14 protein-coding genes and 1 pseudogene are annotated in these 16,366 nt (G+C 32.6%); 10 read left to right on the top strand and 5 right to left on the bottom strand.

Annotated features, from left to right (window positions below; translation table 11 throughout):
- The first annotated feature begins 916 nt into the window (after positions 1-916).
- Complete coding sequence (locus DFQ09_RS17035; protein WP_115812523.1) at positions 917-1,510, top strand: recombinase family protein; 594 nt, start codon at positions 917-919, stop codon at positions 1,508-1,510.
- Positions 1,511-3,483: 1,973 nt separating this feature from the next.
- Here DFQ09_RS17035 and DFQ09_RS17045 read toward each other — a convergent pair.
- Entirely contained in the window at positions 3,484-5,004 is a 1,521-nt protein-coding gene (locus DFQ09_RS17045) for a site-specific integrase (RefSeq protein ID WP_115812527.1), read from the bottom strand.
- Positions 5,005-5,147: 143 nt separating this feature from the next.
- On the opposite strand from DFQ09_RS17045, the pseudogene DFQ09_RS17050 reads away from it, so the two are divergent.
- The 9 genes and pseudogenes from DFQ09_RS17050 to DFQ09_RS17090 form a co-directional block, all read left to right on the top strand.
- Positions 5,148-6,098 (top strand): annotated as a pseudogene (locus DFQ09_RS17050) (YifB family Mg chelatase-like AAA ATPase); the annotation flags it as partial.
- Positions 6,099-6,235: 137 nt separating this feature from the next.
- On the top strand, positions 6,236-7,354 hold the full coding sequence (locus DFQ09_RS17055) for a DUF2891 domain-containing protein (protein WP_115812529.1): 1,119 nt from the start codon (positions 6,236-6,238) through the stop codon (positions 7,352-7,354).
- Entirely contained in the window at positions 7,351-8,574 is a 1,224-nt protein-coding gene (locus tag DFQ09_RS17060; RefSeq protein WP_115812531.1) for an Nramp family divalent metal transporter, read from the top strand. Before DFQ09_RS17055 ends, DFQ09_RS17060 begins: the two co-directional genes overlap by 4 nt.
- A gap of 1 nt (position 8,575) precedes the next feature.
- Entirely contained in the window at positions 8,576-9,319 is a 744-nt protein-coding gene (pxpA, locus tag DFQ09_RS17065) for a 5-oxoprolinase subunit PxpA (RefSeq protein WP_115812533.1), read from the top strand.
- A gap of 5 nt (positions 9,320-9,324) precedes the next feature.
- Positions 9,325-10,056 (top strand): 5-oxoprolinase subunit PxpB, encoded by a 732-nt coding sequence (pxpB, locus tag DFQ09_RS17070; RefSeq protein ID WP_115812535.1) that lies wholly within the window; start codon positions 9,325-9,327, stop codon positions 10,054-10,056.
- Positions 10,049-10,900: a 5-oxoprolinase subunit C family protein gene (locus DFQ09_RS17075; RefSeq protein ID WP_115812537.1), complete on the top strand. Its 852-nt coding sequence runs from the start codon at positions 10,049-10,051 to the stop codon at positions 10,898-10,900. The genes pxpB and DFQ09_RS17075 overlap by 8 nt, the downstream gene beginning before the upstream one ends.
- An 84-nt stretch (positions 10,901-10,984) precedes the next feature.
- Complete coding sequence (locus tag DFQ09_RS17080) at positions 10,985-11,509, top strand: hypothetical protein (protein WP_115812539.1); 525 nt, start codon at positions 10,985-10,987, stop codon at positions 11,507-11,509.
- Between the two features lie 23 nt (positions 11,510-11,532).
- A complete protein-coding gene (locus DFQ09_RS17085; RefSeq protein ID WP_115812541.1) occupies positions 11,533-12,237 on the top strand; it encodes a hypothetical protein in 705 nt (234 codons plus the stop codon).
- A gap of 98 nt (positions 12,238-12,335) precedes the next feature.
- Positions 12,336-13,001, top strand: coding sequence for a sensor histidine kinase (locus tag DFQ09_RS17090; protein ID WP_245940385.1), 666 nt, complete (start codon positions 12,336-12,338; stop codon positions 12,999-13,001).
- Here DFQ09_RS17090 and DFQ09_RS17095 read toward each other — a convergent pair.
- From DFQ09_RS17095 to DFQ09_RS17110, 4 genes are all read right to left on the bottom strand, one after another.
- Positions 12,998-13,699 carry an RluA family pseudouridine synthase gene (locus DFQ09_RS17095; RefSeq protein WP_115812545.1) on the bottom strand — a complete coding sequence of 234 codons (702 nt, stop codon included), beginning with the start codon at positions 13,697-13,699 and terminating at the stop codon, positions 12,998-13,000. The two genes, DFQ09_RS17090 and DFQ09_RS17095, sit on opposite strands and share 4 nt — an antisense overlap.
- A 27-nt stretch (positions 13,700-13,726) precedes the next feature.
- Complete coding sequence (locus DFQ09_RS17100; protein ID WP_115812547.1) at positions 13,727-14,080, bottom strand: four helix bundle protein; 354 nt, start codon at positions 14,078-14,080, stop codon at positions 13,727-13,729.
- 57 nt (positions 14,081-14,137) lie between these two features.
- The gene (panB, locus tag DFQ09_RS17105; protein WP_115812549.1) at positions 14,138-14,956 is read right to left on the bottom strand and encodes a 3-methyl-2-oxobutanoate hydroxymethyltransferase; all 819 of its coding nucleotides are present in this window, start codon (positions 14,954-14,956) and stop codon (positions 14,138-14,140) included.
- Between the two features lie 230 nt (positions 14,957-15,186).
- Entirely contained in the window at positions 15,187-16,362 is a 1,176-nt protein-coding gene (locus DFQ09_RS17110) for an SH3 domain-containing protein (RefSeq protein WP_115812551.1), read from the bottom strand.
- Positions 16,363-16,366: the final 4 nt, after the last annotated feature.

Here is a 16,366-nt window from a genome sequence, read left to right on the forward strand (position 1 = left end):
TTAAATGTATATTGGTACTGCCTAACTCCAATGTGTGGCACCCCATTAGCTTTTAAAAGGTTTGAATAACAGTGAGTAAATTCCATAGCACAAATTTACTATCATATGTAGCTGAGTACTGCTTAAATTTGTAGCGAATAAACAAACCCACCACCACCACCAACAAAATCAATATATCAAGAAATGTATATTGTATTGAATCTGTATTGAATTTGTATTGAATTTGTATAATTTCAGTACAGTTATAAATTTTTTTTTATATATTTGTATAAATAAAATACCCCACCGAAGTGGGGATAGTATTACGAAACATTTAATTGTCTACGAAACTCTTAAATGTTTCTACAGAAAAATCTTCTCTAGTATTATAATAGCGGTGAAACTATGTATATAATACTAGTAACAAAGTAAAGAATAGCTGCAATCCAATATAATGTTTGCAGTTTTTCTTTAGAACTAGGTTCTAACATATAATTTTATATTTTAAGTTAAAATATAGTCTCACTGACCTTCAGGAGACCATCAATTTGTTCAAATATATAGAGAACATTTCAATTTTCAGAAAAGAGTTATCAAGAGTTTTTAACACAAATTTTTTTTTTATATAAATATTTTTTTATATAGGAAACATAAACAATTGATAAACAGTAAGGTAATAAAATGCATTGAAGTGGTTTTTCTACTAATATCCTTCACAAGTTGTTGTAAAGTAGTAACAGGTTAAGTTCTGAGAACATATTTCAGATTCAAAAATCTAAAATACACTAATTATAGGCTTTAGTCTAATCGTGGTACACTTGAAATAATTTTCACAACGATTTTACTAAGCTTCAAGTGTACTAAATATAACCACTCTAAAATTAGTACAATAAATTAATAAAATGTATATTTGCTTAACTTCAAAAATAACTTAGATATGAAAGCAAGGTATAACAGAATTTCAACGACTAGCCAAAAACTAGATAGACAAACTAATAAGGCTAATTCTAATGAATTAATCTTTAATGATGTTATAAGCGGTTCTATTCCATTTAAAGAACGTCCAGAGGGGTTGAAATTGATTGAAGCAATTAACGAGGGGCAAATTAATTATGTGAGTGTATCTTCAATTGACCGCTTAGGTAGAAACACACTTAATATTTTAGAGACAATCCAATTTTTTAACGATAACGCAGTAACATTGAAAGTCGATAATTTAGGTATAGAGAGTTTGACCAATGGAAAGCCTAACAGTACATTTAATCTTATTATTAGTGTTATGGCTAACGTTAGCCAAATGGAGCGTGAAACGCTCTTGGAACGTCAAAGGGAGGGAATCGCAATAGCCAAAGCAAACGGAACGTACAAAGGACGTGTAAAAGGCTCAACGGAATCTAAACAGGAATTTTTATCGAAGCATAAAGAAGTTGTTAAACACTTGAAAGCTAAGCAGTCATTACGAAACACGGCTAAATTATCCAATGTTAGTTTGGGTACGGTTCAAAAGGTCAAAAAATTAGTATTATCATAATCGCGATAAAAAACCCTGCTTATTATATCTATTTTAGTTTATTGATTGTTAAATTATCATATTCTTATTAATATAAGCTTTATGTTGAGAATAATTCAACCCCTTATATAGTACCCTAAGTTTAGGAGGGGTGGAGGGGGTCTGAGGGGTGTTCGATTTATGTCATTCGGTGCAAATTGCTATTAATGAATCCTTGACCTCCCTATATTGTACCCTACATTATGATATACGCAATACTCCAAAACCTTTGCGTTTTAAATACTTTTAAGAGTTGTACATATTCACTAACTATTTAGTTTAATTTAATTGGATGATTTTCTTTATCTTGCAGTTAGAATAAAATGAATTGTAATACTTTATAAACTTCTAAAAAAAGCTTATTTATTAAGGGTTATTCTTACTTTAATTTACTGTTTGTCGAATAATTTAACAATCTATTGCGGTTTATCGAATAAGTAGGTGTCTTAAACGAAATTGTTTAATTATCTTTTTAGCTTTGTGGTAATTAATCCTTTTACCCCTTATTATTATGTTACAAGCTCTACCACTTATTTTAACTACAGCCATTATTTCAGTATTGGTTACAATTGTCTGTAAAAAATATATTGAACCAGAATTACCTGACAAAAAGATATTCATTAAAATTATATCTTACCTACCACCATTGTTGGTACTTGCATATATATTCTTTAATTATGAAAATAATGCGTTAAATATTTATGTTATTTGTTCTTGCTTTTTAATACTTTCAATTTTGATAGTCCGAGATGTGGTTAGTAGATTTATTAAATAATGATTTTCGATTGATAGTGTTTTTAGTAGTGGTTAAAATATAAAACCCTTGATTCTATGTTTAAAAATCAAGAGTTTGTTAATAAAGTTAGAATTAATTATCCGTTATTCTCAATTGCGGTTATTACATCATCTAACCTATTACAAATATCACTAGCATCATAAGCTGGATTAGTATTTGAACTTATACTATCTAGATGACTATTCATTGATTCTAATAATTCTATTATTCTGTTCCCTTGTTCTTCTGTCATTTTATTTATATTTTATGTTAAGCCTAAATTTATGAAATTATTTATCTGTTAACAATGAAAATCTGACGTTTACTTTAAAAAAAAATGCAAATCCTTGTTAACAACTTCGACTTGTAATACATAAAAAAATGTATTTCTTAAAAATTTATTTAATTCTTAAAATTGTACTTTTCAAGTATATTAATAGATACAAGATACGGAATGTTAATTCTTATCATTTGTTTATAAGTTTGTTTTAAAGTAGAAATAAAGTATAGTATCTTTGAATTGTAGGAAACTACAAAAGAAAAGCACCCATTTAATGAGTGCTTGTTATTCAATAGGAAAAGGATTTAAAGATAATCCATATAAATCGAAGGTCTCCAAAACCTTTAGATAGGATTTTACTTTATTTCTGATTAGGCTTCCAAAACCAAATCTCCTTAATTAAACGTCAATGTATCAGCATTGGCGTTTTTTTTTTTTTTAACAACTTTCAAATTTATTTGCAACGTTCTTGTATGTGGTTTGTTGCGTGTGTATAATTAGTTCCGTGGTTCCCTACAAATTTAAACTACAAAATTCAATTAATATAGTTTTGTACAATAAAAATTTACTTTACTATTAACATCTTTATTATGTGTTCTCAGTATACAATAAACACTAGGCTTAATACGTATTATCCCGTACTTCCTTTTGTTCCCTTTAAGTCATTTATTACCATTGTTAATAAAATATTTTGTTATTCTTAATATAAAAACAAGAAATTTCTTCTTATTTGTGTTCATTTCTGTTCTTATATGTGCATATATATTCACATTTCTATTTTTATTAAATTTAATCTATGGAGGTTCATTATTAAAATCTATTGATTTAGTGTTAACAAATCCACCTTATTAATCTAATTATATAGACTTATTTTGTGGAATTGGCGGGTTATTACGATAGTTAGTTGTTAAAACTATCTGAAAGTCCTTTGTTTATATCCAATAGCTTCGCATTAGGTAACTGACTTATATACGTCTGCGTGGTTGTTAGATTTGAATGTCCTAACGCTTTACTAACTGCAATAATATCAGCATCACTATTTAAGATTAACTGCGTGTAGGTGTGCCGTGCAACGTGGCTACTTAAAGTTAAATTAATGTTGGATTGTTTTTGTACTTCTTTTAATAGGCTGTTATAATAACTGCGAGTACCTTGTAACCTCGCATACTGTTTGTCGGTCATATCTTCGCCATCCTTATAATTCTCAAAAAAATCATCTTTAGCGAAAAAATGAAACACAAATTTATTTGCGGTTTCGCCTTTAGATAGTTGGTTTATTAATTTGGCAAATTCATTATGGATTTTCTCATTTGCTTGGGTTAATAGCGTTTCAAATTGTGTGATTAATTTAGTTTGCGTTAGTTCCCATCCTAATCGTGTCGCTTCGTCTTTGTTCCCTTGCTCACTATCCAATAATTGTCTTATTTGGGTCATTCCCTTATCTGTTTCCGTTTGCGCTAATAATTCCTTAGCCCTGTTAATTTCAAACTTATAACGGTCATTGTTCAACTCTAAATCATTAATACGTTCAATTATATCATTGTCGAACAAACTAAGACGTTTTAAGAGTAGTTTACAGGTTAATTGAGTTAGTTTAAGAGTTATTTTTTTCTTGGTCTTATACTGCGTGTAATTAAGTAATATGGTGTTTTCAATCACTTCAAAATTAGACCATTTTAATAATTGCACGTCACTAACTCGCATACCTTGAGCAAACAATTGAAATAAGAAGATGGTAGCAATTTCGTTAAGGCTAATATTTAAACTGTTGTACCGTTTTTTACGAGTGTTTTTAAAATCCGTGGTCAATATGGTGTTAACTTCGTCTTTAGTTAATGTACGATGTTTAGTTTCTGTAAACTTAAATTTTAGCAATGCAAATGGACTATGATAATAATTAATAATTCCTGTTTTAATTGCCTTGTTAATCATAGCCTTAAAACTTTTCATATTGTAATTAGCGGTATTTTGGGCGCAACCATTTGACCGCATATAATTAAAAAAAGCCTGTACGTGGTCTGTGTTTAAGTGGTGGAACTTCAAATCCTCAAAACCTACACTTTTAAGGTATTTAAAAAAATAATCTCTTACACCTTTATATTTGGCTTTAGTTCCTTTATTTGTGGTATTTTCAATAACAGAATCATAAAAGGCTAAAATCGTTTTATTATTGGTCTGTATTGCCTGTTTAGGTGCATCGTATTTGTTTAGTTCTCTTAACGTTTCCTCAATCTTATTATTAATTTCATCTGCGTTAGGTTCATTTTTTGAAACACGTTGTTTATCTTGTAACCAATTACGACCACTAATCTTAATACCTAAACTTTTAATTTTAGTTTTACGTTGTTCGATTATTCGTATTTTTAAAAATCCTTTTTTGTCATTTGGCTTAACTGGTCTGTAAATAATTTTGATACTCATTTGGAATAGGTGTTTAGTTTTTTACTAAATCGTACAACAATTGTACAACAAATTAACTTTGTATACTAATATGAATGAATTAATAAATAATTAAAACATTGAAATACAATATGTTAATGCTTGTTGTTTTGTGATTAGTGTATGTTAAGGGCCAAGAATCTATAAAGCGTTGCATGGAAATAGCGGCAGCTGGTGGTCATAATATTATTTTAATTGGTCCGCCAGGTTCGGGGAAAACCATGTTAGCAAAGCGTTTGCCAAGCATTCTGCCTCCAATGACATTGCACGAAGCTTTAGAGACAACCAAAATACATTCCGTTGTTGGTAGAGTAAAAGAACATACGGGTTTAATGGCGCAACGACCGTTTAGAAGTCCCCATCATACGATATCGAATGTCGCGCTCGTAGGCGGCGGAAGTTACCCGCAACCTGGTGAAATTTCCTTGTCACATAATGGAGTATTATTCTTAGATGAATTACCAGAGTTTAAGCGCGAAGTTCTAGAAGTCATGCGTCAGCCTTTGGAGGATCGAGAAGTGACAATTTCTAGAGCGAAATTTACAGTTACCTATCCATCATCATTTATGCTAGTGGCCAGTATGAACCCGAGCCCGAGCGGTTATTTTAATGATCCAGATTCGCCAATAACATCATCTCCTGCGGAAATGCAACGTTATATGGGGAAAATCTCAGGACCATTATTAGATCGAATTGATATTCATATTGAAGTGACTCCGGTGCCTTTTGAAAAATTAGCAGATGAACGGAATGGTGAGTCTTCAGTAGATATTAGAAAACGCGTAACTAAAGCTAGAGAACGCCAAACGGAGCGTTTTAAAGATTTACCGAATATTCATTACAATGCACAAATGAATACAAAACAAATACGGAAGTATTGTAAACTAGATGACGCCTCTATGCAATTGCTAAAATCTGCTATGGAGCGTTTAAATTTATCGGCTAGAGCTTACGATAGAATTTTAAAAGTAGGGAGAACGATCGCTGATTTAGAAGGTGCTGATGATGTTTTGGGTGCTCATATTAGTGAAGCTATTCAGTATCGCAGTTTAGATCGCGAAGGCTGGTTAGGATAGTCAATTCCTGCGGATGCAGGAATCTCTATTTAATAAGCCAGTAAGTCATTTTAAGCGACAACTACGGTCAAATATTTTTTATTTTAGCCTGAGAAGCATCCATCTTCACAAAAGCCATATTTTTAATACAACAAAACATGAACAAACTATACATACTTTCATTAATTCTATTAGCATTAAGTTGTGGTGACACAAAAGAGCATCAAAACACCACTGAATCTGCTTTAGAGACCGAAAAAATAGCAGGAACACCATCTCTAAGTCTAATTCAGGCCAATCACTTGGCGCAATTACCATTACATTGTATTAATACAGAATACCCAAATAAACTAGGACAAACCATTGGGAGTGCTTTAGATTTAAAAACACCACAAGAGTTGCATCCAGCATTTTATGGCTGTTTCGATTGGCATTCTGCAGTTCATGGGCATTGGAGTTTGGTGTCGTTGTTAAAGCAATTTCCTGATCTGGAAAATAGAGCGGAGATTGGGCGGAAATTGCTTCAAAATATATCGAAAGAAAACATAGAGCAAGAATTGCTATACTTTGATGGTCAGTATAATAAATCTTTTGAACGGACCTATGGTTGGGCTTGGTTGTTAAAGTTAGCTGAAGAATTGTACACTTGGGATAGTGATGTGGCGAGACGGTTAGAAGCTAATCTTCTACCATTAACGAATTTAATTGTTGAAAAATACTTAGAGTTTTTACCGAAATTAAATTACCCAATTAGAGTGGGAGAACATCCAAATACGGCTTTTGGGTTGAGTTTTGCTTATGATTATGCTGTGGCTGTTGAGCATATAGAATTAAAGACATTAATAGAACAAAGAGCGAAAGATTTCTATGAAGATGATCAAGATTGTCCTATAGAATGGGAGCCGAGCGGTTTTGATTTCTTATCTCCGTGTCTAGAGGAAGCGGCTTTAATGAAGCGTGTGTTGTCTGTAGCGGAGTTTAAAGTTTGGATAAACGATTTTATGCCAGAGCTTAGTAATGATGATTTTGATATCGCAGTCGGTGAGGTCTCGGATAGAACTGATGGAAAACTAGTTCATCTTGATGGAGTTAACTTTTCAAGAGCATGGAGTCTTAATTATATAGCTAAGGATTTGCCAGAATATAAGCATCTTCAAAATGTAGCCAATGCACATATTAATTATTCATTACCTAGTATTGTTGGTGATAGCTATGAAGGAGGACATTGGTTAGGGAGTTTTGCTATTTACGCTCTAAATTCGATAGATAACGAATGAAGAAATTCTTTAAAAATATTGGGCCAGGACCTTTAGTTGCAGCCGCATTTATTGGTCCTGGAACAGTGACGGTTTGCACTTTAGCGGGAGTCAATTTTGGTTTTGCATTATTGTGGGCAATGGCATTGTCTATTTTTGCTACCGTTATATTGCAAGAGATGGCTGCACGATTAGGAATCGTATCGCAAAAAGGCTTGTCTGAAATTATTAGAGAAGAAATTAAACATCCAATTGTAAAAGGCATTGCTATATTACTAATTATTAGTGCAATCGTTATTGGGAATGCGGCCTATGAAGCAGGGAATATTAGTGGTGGTGCTTTGGGAATGGAAGCGATTGTCGGGAATGTGGTTTGGGAAATAGGTCAACTAAAACTCAATATTATGAGTTTAATTATTGGTGCTATTGCTTTTGTTTTACTTTATATAGGGGATTACAAAGTATTAGAAAAAGCCTTTGTGTTCTTAGTGATTCTGATGAGTTTTGCTTTTATAACAACAGCGATTCTCACAAAACCCAATCTTTTAGAAATTCTAAAAGCAGTAGTGATTCCAGTCGCACCAGAAGGAAGTATTTTAACAATTATAGCCTTAATCGGAACAACTGTGGTGCCGTACAATCTCTTTCTGCATGCGTCTTTAGCTAAAACCAAATGGAAGTCAAAGAGTGATTTACCCATAGCAAAGAAAGACACTTTAGTTGCGGTGATTTTAGGTGGAACGGTATCCATGTGTATCATTATTGCGGCATCTGCTATTCAAAAACAATCCATTACAAATACATCAGACTTGGCGTTGGGCTTAGAGCCATTATTCGGGAGTTTTGCAAAATATTTTTTGGCTATTGGTTTGTTCGCTGCAGGGATTACAAGTGCGATTACAGCACCGTTGGCTGCGGCATTTGTAACTAGTGGCTGTTTGGGTTGGGAAGCGGATTTAAAATCTAAAAAGTTTAAATCGGTTTGGATGGTGATTGTGGTATTGGGAGTTGTGTTTTCGAGTATTGGGGTTAAATCTATTGAAATTATAAAATTTGCACAAGTCGCTAATGGCTTGTTGTTGCCTGTTATAGCAGGTTTTCTACTCTGGGTAATGAATAAATCTTCTGTCTTAGGGTCTTATGTAAATTCGAAGTTTCAAAATGTTTTGGGTATCATTATTTTAATTATTACAATCTTTTTAGGAGTCAAAGGAATTTTAAGCGTTTTTAATGTGATATAAAATGGAAGACGTATTTAGTGTAGATATTAATGCAGATGTTGGTGAGGGTATCGGTAATGAAACGGATTTAATGCCTTTGTTGTCCTCTTGTAATATAGCTTGTGGTGGACATGCGGGTGATTTAGAAAGCATGAAAGCAGTCGTTAGGCTAGCAAAAAAGTATAATGTAAAAATTGGGGCACATCCTTCATTTCCTGATACATTGAATTTCGGAAGGGAAATGATGCAGCTCTCTGCGTCAGATTTGTATGCGAGCTTAAGGCATCAGGTGAGTGCTTTGCAGACGGTTTTGCATAATGAAGGCGCTTATTTATATCATGTAAAACCTCATGGCGCACTATATAATTTAGCAGCTAAAGATGAAAAAACAGCACGAGTTATTATTGAAGTCATAAAGAGTCTTTCGTCTCCAGTTAAGTTATATGCTCCTTTTAATTCGGTATTAGCTGAAGTAGCAAAAAGTGAAAATATTACAGTTAAATTTGAAGCCTTTGCAGACCGAAATTATAACGATGATTTATCTCTAGTTTCTAGGGTAAATAGTAATGCCATTTTACATGAAAAAGAAGCTGTTTTGAGTCATGTTTTGAGTATGGTAAAACATCAAAAAGTGACATCCGTAAATGGAGTAGAAGTGCCTATAAAAGTAGCGACAGTTTGTGTGCATGGAGACACAGAAAATGCACTTGAAATTTTGAAATATTTATCCGATAACTTGGTGAAAAATAATATTAAAATTCAATAATAATTATGAGTTTTCAGCTTCAGTATTCGCAGTATAATGAGCATTCTATTTTGGTAGAGTGGCCAGCAATTATTGATGAAAAGATACTTCAAGATATCTTAATTTTTAAAGAAAAAATTGAAAATAAATACACTAAACAATCAATTCAAGTAATTTCCGCATATAGCTCAATATTAATATTTTACAATATCACTATTGATAATGTCAATGATGTGTTTTTAGACTTAAAAGAACTATACTCAAGCCAAAGAAATCTGAAACAAATAGAATCAAAAACCTTTAGGGTTCCGGTTTGTTATGATCCTGAATTTGCCATGGATTTGGAAGCGTATTCTGAAGAAATAAAGTTGCCTAAAGATACTATTATAAGATTGCATTCAGACCCAATTTATAGGGTGTGTTTTATCGGGTTTTTACCTGGGTTTTTATATTTAGGAGGGCTCAATTCAACCTTACATTTAGACCGAAAATTAACACCAAATCTAAACATAAAAAAAGGGTCAGTTGGAATTGGTGGAAAACAAACCGGAATCTATCCACAAGACAGTCCAGGAGGTTGGCATATTATTGGAAATTCACCTATCGAATTATTCAATCCTAAACACAATCCACCATGTTTTATTAAGGCAGGTGATAGGGTGAAATTTCATCCAATTTCGAAATTAGAACATCAAAAGATGAAGTCCGAAATCAATAATCCAAAGTTCGATTTCAAAACGTTATTATTAAATGATTAAGGTAATAAAAACAGGATTCTATTCCACGATTCAAGATCAAGGGCGATTAGGCCATCGTAATTATGGTGTGCCTATCTCTGGAGCTATGGATTCATACTCTAGTCAATTTGCAAATGTCCTCGTTGGAAATGATAAAGCGGCTGCGGTTTTGGAAATGACGATGACTGGAGCTGATTTGTTATTTCTAGACCCTATCACAATTGCTATCGCTGGTGCTGATATGAGTGCGAAGTTGAATAATGAAGCTATTCCGATGTTTAAATCTATTATTGTACATAATGGTGATACAATTAATTTTGGACGCTTAGAATCTGGTTTTAGAACTTATATAGCAGTAAAAGGTGGTTTATTAACCGAGATGATTTTGGGAAGTAGAAGTATGTTAAAAGGAATTACAGATGATTTCCGAATCCAAAAGGATGACTGTTTAGAAACAATGAAATCTTCAAAATTAATACTTCCTAAAAATGCAAAGTTAAAGTTTGATGCGTCCTATTTGGATGAGGATACTTTGTGTGTTATGAAAGGTCAGGAATTTGATAAACTCTCTAAAGACCAGAGGGATTTACTTTTAAATACCACGTTTGAAGTTTCAAAATACAACAATCGCATGGCTTATCAGCTTCAGCCTTTAGTTAAGAATGATTTAAAATCTATATTAACCTCCCCAGTTTTGCCGGGAACGGTCCAACTGACTCCATCTGGACAACTTATTGTTTTGATGCGCGATTGCCAAACGACTGGTGGTTATCCAAGAATATTACAATTAACGGAAAAAGCGATTAATATCTTGAGTCAGAAAACCACTGGTAATAACCTCAAGATAAGACTATACCGTAATTAATGTAAGAAAACGTTTGATATAAGTTTTTTATATTGGATAAAATTAATAATTTACAGCCAATATTAACAGAACCAACCAATTATCATGAAAAAATTAGCATTACTTGCCTTAGGAATTGTATTGGGAGCACTAGCTATGTATTTTTACTTCAACATCAACCATAATATGTCAACAAAACCACCAACAATTAACAAAATACCAGGTCTAATCACACCTGAACAGATTAAAACTCTAGATCAAGCTTATAATGAGCGTTATGAAATTATAAATGATTCTTTATTTAAAGGATCTCCAACTGGAGACAACCGATCGTCTTGGTATAAATTAGAAGATATTGAGAATTATTTGGCTCATGCAAAACAACAAGCAAATGATAACGGTTATACCTTAGATGGATTGCGTTTGTATCTTGGAGCTCATCCTGACACTCCTAAAGAAAAAGGCTTAACCACATTGTTTTTCGTGCCTACAGGTTACAAGAATGTATCGGAAGGTAGTATATTTTCTTTACAAGACGGAGGAGGTGATCTAGAAGATGCTGATGGCTTAAACTATGGAGGAAAAGGTAAACCGCCTCGTGCAAATTATCCCCAACAATCTTTTTTTTAATATTTAAAATATAAAACCTTTAAGTGGATAATTACGATGTGTTATTTCATTATTTTGAGTTAGCTGCGGCTTTAGCAGGTTCTTATTATTGGTTAAAAACGAAAGAAGATGCCGTAAGACCATTTGTTTGGTATTTATGGATGACCGTATTCATCGAAACGGTTTCAATGTATACCTACTTGTATAGTTATTTTGATACTCCTTTAATTAATTGGATCGAATCCTCTATTATTAGTAGTAATACGTGGCTGTATAATATTTATGATTTTATTTCCTTAATACTTATTGGAATGTTCATGATTAGAAACACCAATAAGGATTTCTCACACAGAATAATAAAAATAATTGTTCTAATTGGCTCGGTGTTAAAAGTGATCTATTTTTCAATATCTGGCGATTTCTTTATAATGTCACTGCCTTATAATTTGGCAGTTCAGACATTTGCCCTTTTCATTATGTTCTTGTTATATTTAAGAGAGTTAATTCAAAGTGAGCAAATTTTAAACTTTTATAAATCACATGTATTTTATATAAGTTTAGGGATTACGTTATGGTATATTTGTTTAACTCCATTATTTATTTTTGACTCGTACTACAATGCTGTCAATGAAAATTTCATTGTTTTTAGAGGATTGTTTCTAGACACTTTTAACATATTACTTTATTCATGTTACACATTTGCATTCCTTTATTCATTAAGGCACAAGAAACAATTAGCAATGAGTTAATTGCACTTATTTCGTATGTCATTTTCTTTACATTTACACTAATTGTTGTTTTTGTTGTTTTTTTTACAACATTTCAACGACGTAAAAATCAATTACTCTTGGATAAAGTTAACCAGCAAAAGGTGTTTGATGAAGAATTAGTGAAAACCCAACAAGAAATACAAGAAGAAACCTTGAAACATATCGGCAGAGAACTGCACGATAATGTCGGGCAAATGTTAGTTTTAGCAACTATGCAAATGAGCGCTGCTGCGAGTGTTGCAAAAAATGAAGTGAAGTCTAAGGTTGAGAATGCTGCAAGTGCTTTAAAAGATTCATTAGAAGAAGTGAGAGCCTTATCTAAATCATTGAATAGCGATGTAATATTTAATTTAGGCTTTGAAGCTACAGTTAAAAATGAAGTGGCACGTCTAAATAAATCAGGACTCATAGAATCTCGTTTGTCAATAACAGGTGAGAAGGTGAATTTTGAAAACAAAAAAGATGAAATTATTTTATTTAGAATACTTCAAGAGTTTTTTTCAAATACTTTAAAGTATGCTGAAGCTGAACAATTATTAGTGTCTTTAGATTACGAAGAACAATTCTTAAATATTAAAGTAGAAGATGATGGTATCGGTTTTGATGTAAGTAATGCAGAAAAAGGATCTGGACTTATTAATATGGAAAAAAGGTCAGAATTATTGAATGCAACTCTTCAGTTAGAATCTCAACTAGAACGAGGCACCATACTTAATTTGAAATACCCTTATAGAGAAATTTAAGTATTGCAAGCATCCCAAAGAGGATCATTGGGTAAAGGTGCAGTGACGAAAACTTTTTCTTTTTTTACAGGATGCATAAATGTTAAGGTTCTGGCATGTAAACTAATGCTAGCATCTTTGTTACTGCGATCAAACCCGTATTTTAAATCGCCTTTTATAGGACAACCAATTGAGGCTAATTGCACACGAATTTGGTGATGTCGTCCGGTTTCTAAATCAATTTCTAATAAAAAGAAGTTATCGAGTTTTTGGATGACTTTATAATGTAAAACAGCTTTTTTACTAGCGTCAATTTCTTTAATATACGCCGTTGATTTATTGTTTTTTGGATTCTTCTTTAACCAATGAATTAAGGTGTCATTCGTTTTAGGTGGTTGATTCTTCACCAAAGCCCAATATGTTTTTTTAGCTGTTTTTTCTGCGAACAATTTATTAAGTCGAGGTAATGCTTTACTAGTTTTTGCAAACATAACAATACCCGTCGTTGGTCGGTCTAAACGATGTACAACGCCTAAGTAAACATTACCATCCTTATTGTATTTATCTTTTAAATACGATTTAACCACCTCGCTCAATGGTTTATCACCTGTTTTATCACCTTGTACAATATCACCAGCACGTTTGTTAACGACTATGATGTGATTGTCTTCATGGATAACCTGTAGATTGTTTTTGTTAGAAAGGATTTTGTTTGACATTTTAGATCTTTAGACTTTTAGAAAATATTAGATTAAAGTAGATTTAAACTTTGAAATCATTTTGATAATTTCACCTAATTCCGAAAGGCATGATTGGAGTTCTTTTTCTACAATAAAATTTAAATCAGCAGAAATTAGTAGTTGAGTTTCTATTTCATAGGCTGAACCTATTGATAGTTGTAAAAACCGAGCAAAATCCTTATTCGAATTTCTAGAAGATCCTTCAGCTATATTTGAGGGAATTGAAACAGAAGCCCTTCTTATTTGATTAGTTAAGCCAAATTTTTCTGAATCCGGAAACTTTGAAGTAATAGCATAAATTTCAGAGCAGAATAATCTACTTCTTTTCCAAATCTGCAATTCTTTAAATTTATGAGCCATATTTTAAGTTTAGCTATCTAAATAATCTAATAAAATCTAAGGATCTAACAATCTAAACTAATACTGCTCTTCATCATTCGGAAAATCTTCAGATTTGACGTCATCAACATATTGTCCAATAGCAGTAGTCATTTCCTCGTAAAGATTCATATAACGACGTAAAAAACGTGGGTTAAACTCATGAGTCATTCCCAGCATATCATGTAATACTAAAACCTGACCGTCAACACCAGCACCAGCGCCAATACCAATTACAGGAATGGATACACTTTCAGCAACTTCTTTTGCTAATGCAGCAGGTATTTTCTCTAATACAATTCCAAAACAACCCGCTTTCTCTAGCATTAAAGCATCTTCTTTTAATTGCTTTGCTTCTTGGTCTTCTTTGGCTCTTACCGTGTACGTTCCAAATTTATATATAGACTGTGGTGTTAAGCCTAAATGCCCCATTACTGGGATTCCAGCATTTAGAATACGTTTTATAGATTCTTTTACTTCTTTTCCGCCTTCCATCTTCACAGCATGCCCACCTGATTCTTTCATTATTCTAATAGCAGAACGCAACGCTTCTTTAGGATCACTTTGGTAACTTCCAAAAGGCAAATCAACAACCACCAAAGAGCGTTCAATTGCTCTAACTACAGAGGATGCATGATAAATCATTTGATCTAATGTGATTGGTAATGTGGTTTCATGTCCTGCCATAACATTACTAGCAGAATCACCAACTAAAATAACATCAATACCAGCACCATCAACAATTTTAGCCATGGTGTAATCATAGGCTGTAAGCATTGATATTTTTTCACCTTTAGACTTCATATCTACTAAAGTCTTAACCGTGATTCTTTTGTATTCTTTTTTTGCTGTTGACATTGTGTTTTTATTAGTTGTTTGTAAAAGTAAAGAGATTTGCTAAAATAATTATCAATCTAAGACACAAATGCTATCAAATCTGTAATTAGTTGCAAACTAGACATGGTAAACATTTGGGCGACCTGTAAGTTTTAGTCTTATGTAAAAATAAGTCATTTTGGTATTATTCTTTTCCGTTATTGCTGGTTGAAGACCATTGGGGAATTATGTATTTGAAAGATACTAGAAAATTAACAAAGGTTGAAAACAGTAACACTATAGACCTTCCCGCTTTTGAAAACGATGTTATAGCCGCCATAATCATTGAAAATAGTATAGGTGTGAAGATCTTGTATGCTAGTGCGTATGTACTTAGAATATAATTTTATGAATTCAGTTTCAGTTATGGTATGGTCTATAATAGAGTTTTTGTTCATAATAAAAACGCTATTTTCATCTAAAATAATATTGACAATTTCTGCCAAGTTTTCTTCAGGATTAACAGATAACGTCATGTTTTTATAATGATAAAATGTGTCACTATAATAAACTCCACATTCATCACTTATATTTTCGATTTTGAAAGGTTGACCGTAAGTATCAATAACAGTATTTAAGTCTACAATTAGCTTGTTTGTTTGCACTCCTTTTATTTTAAAACTTGCCTTCTCTATATATTTAGTAACCGTTTCTTGTGGTAATGGCTGTTCTAAACCATCAGCTAAAGTCAAATACATTTGTGTAGACTTTATCAACGCTGTATTATTTGTATCCGTGGCGACATCTAGTAAAACAAGATAAGCAGATTTTAGATAAGCGTAGCCGGTATTCCAAGCTAACTCTACTAAGCGTTCGGCAATCTTAAGTCGCTCATTAGTATTGCTTTTTTCTATACTAGCGTAAGTCAATGCTAAAGCATCATAATCTGGACGCTCATTAAGATATTTTCTTTGAATGTAGCGGTTGTCAGAGATATTTACCCATGCATCTTTTTCAACAGGTATATACTTTACTTGTACGGGTTCCCCCATGCTTAAGATGGTTCTGATTTCTCCAGATAAATTGGGTTCACTTCGCGCTCTTAAAGAGGCCACAGTTACAAATAAATGGTGTCCTCCGTAATAGTTATCACCATTTAAAATGGGATTGTCGCTGTCTTCTACAATATTTTGATTTGAATTGTACTTGTCTGAAAGGTGTTTTGACGGTACATAGCCTTTAGTGTCATTATCCGCTTTAACAAAACTCCAATCGGTTGTTTGTGCAGAAAGGACTTCAACGCGTGCATTGACTTTAAAATATCCCTTGAAGCCTTCATTCGTATCAGCTTCGTTGTAAAGACGTGTATCTGCGTTTAAATATTTGTGATTTTGTGCCTGAATGAGCGCTGAAACAAAAAGACATATAAAAAGTATTTTTAACCTCATAAGT

Source organism: Winogradskyella pacifica, from assembly GCF_003386275.1.
In the GTDB taxonomy this organism is placed as follows: Bacteria; Bacteroidota; Bacteroidia; order Flavobacteriales; family Flavobacteriaceae; genus Winogradskyella; species Winogradskyella pacifica.

Bases quoted from the DNA above. Each gene is read 5' to 3' on its own strand.
- DFQ09_RS17035 (WP_115812523.1), top strand. From the start codon at position 917: ATGAAAGCAAGGTATAACAGAATTTCAACGACTAGCCAAAAACTAGAT.
- DFQ09_RS17045 (WP_115812527.1), bottom strand. From the start codon at position 5,004: ATGAGTATCAAAATTATTTACAGACCAGTTAAGCCAAATGACAAAAAA.
- DFQ09_RS17055 (WP_115812529.1), top strand. From the start codon at position 6,236: ATGAACAAACTATACATACTTTCATTAATTCTATTAGCATTAAGTTGT.
- DFQ09_RS17060 (WP_115812531.1), top strand. From the start codon at position 7,351: ATGAAGAAATTCTTTAAAAATATTGGGCCAGGACCTTTAGTTGCAGCC.
- pxpA (WP_115812533.1), top strand. From the start codon at position 8,576: ATGGAAGACGTATTTAGTGTAGATATTAATGCAGATGTTGGTGAGGGT.
- pxpB (WP_115812535.1), top strand. From the start codon at position 9,325: ATGAGTTTTCAGCTTCAGTATTCGCAGTATAATGAGCATTCTATTTTG.
- DFQ09_RS17075 (WP_115812537.1), top strand. From the start codon at position 10,049: ATGATTAAGGTAATAAAAACAGGATTCTATTCCACGATTCAAGATCAA.
- DFQ09_RS17080 (WP_115812539.1), top strand. From the start codon at position 10,985: ATGAAAAAATTAGCATTACTTGCCTTAGGAATTGTATTGGGAGCACTA.
- DFQ09_RS17095 (WP_115812545.1), bottom strand. From the start codon at position 13,699: ATGTCAAACAAAATCCTTTCTAACAAAAACAATCTACAGGTTATCCAT.
- DFQ09_RS17100 (WP_115812547.1), bottom strand. From the start codon at position 14,080: ATGGCTCATAAATTTAAAGAATTGCAGATTTGGAAAAGAAGTAGATTA.
- panB (WP_115812549.1), bottom strand. From the start codon at position 14,956: ATGTCAACAGCAAAAAAAGAATACAAAAGAATCACGGTTAAGACTTTA.
- DFQ09_RS17110 (WP_115812551.1), bottom strand. From the start codon at position 16,362: ATGAGGTTAAAAATACTTTTTATATGTCTTTTTGTTTCAGCGCTCATT.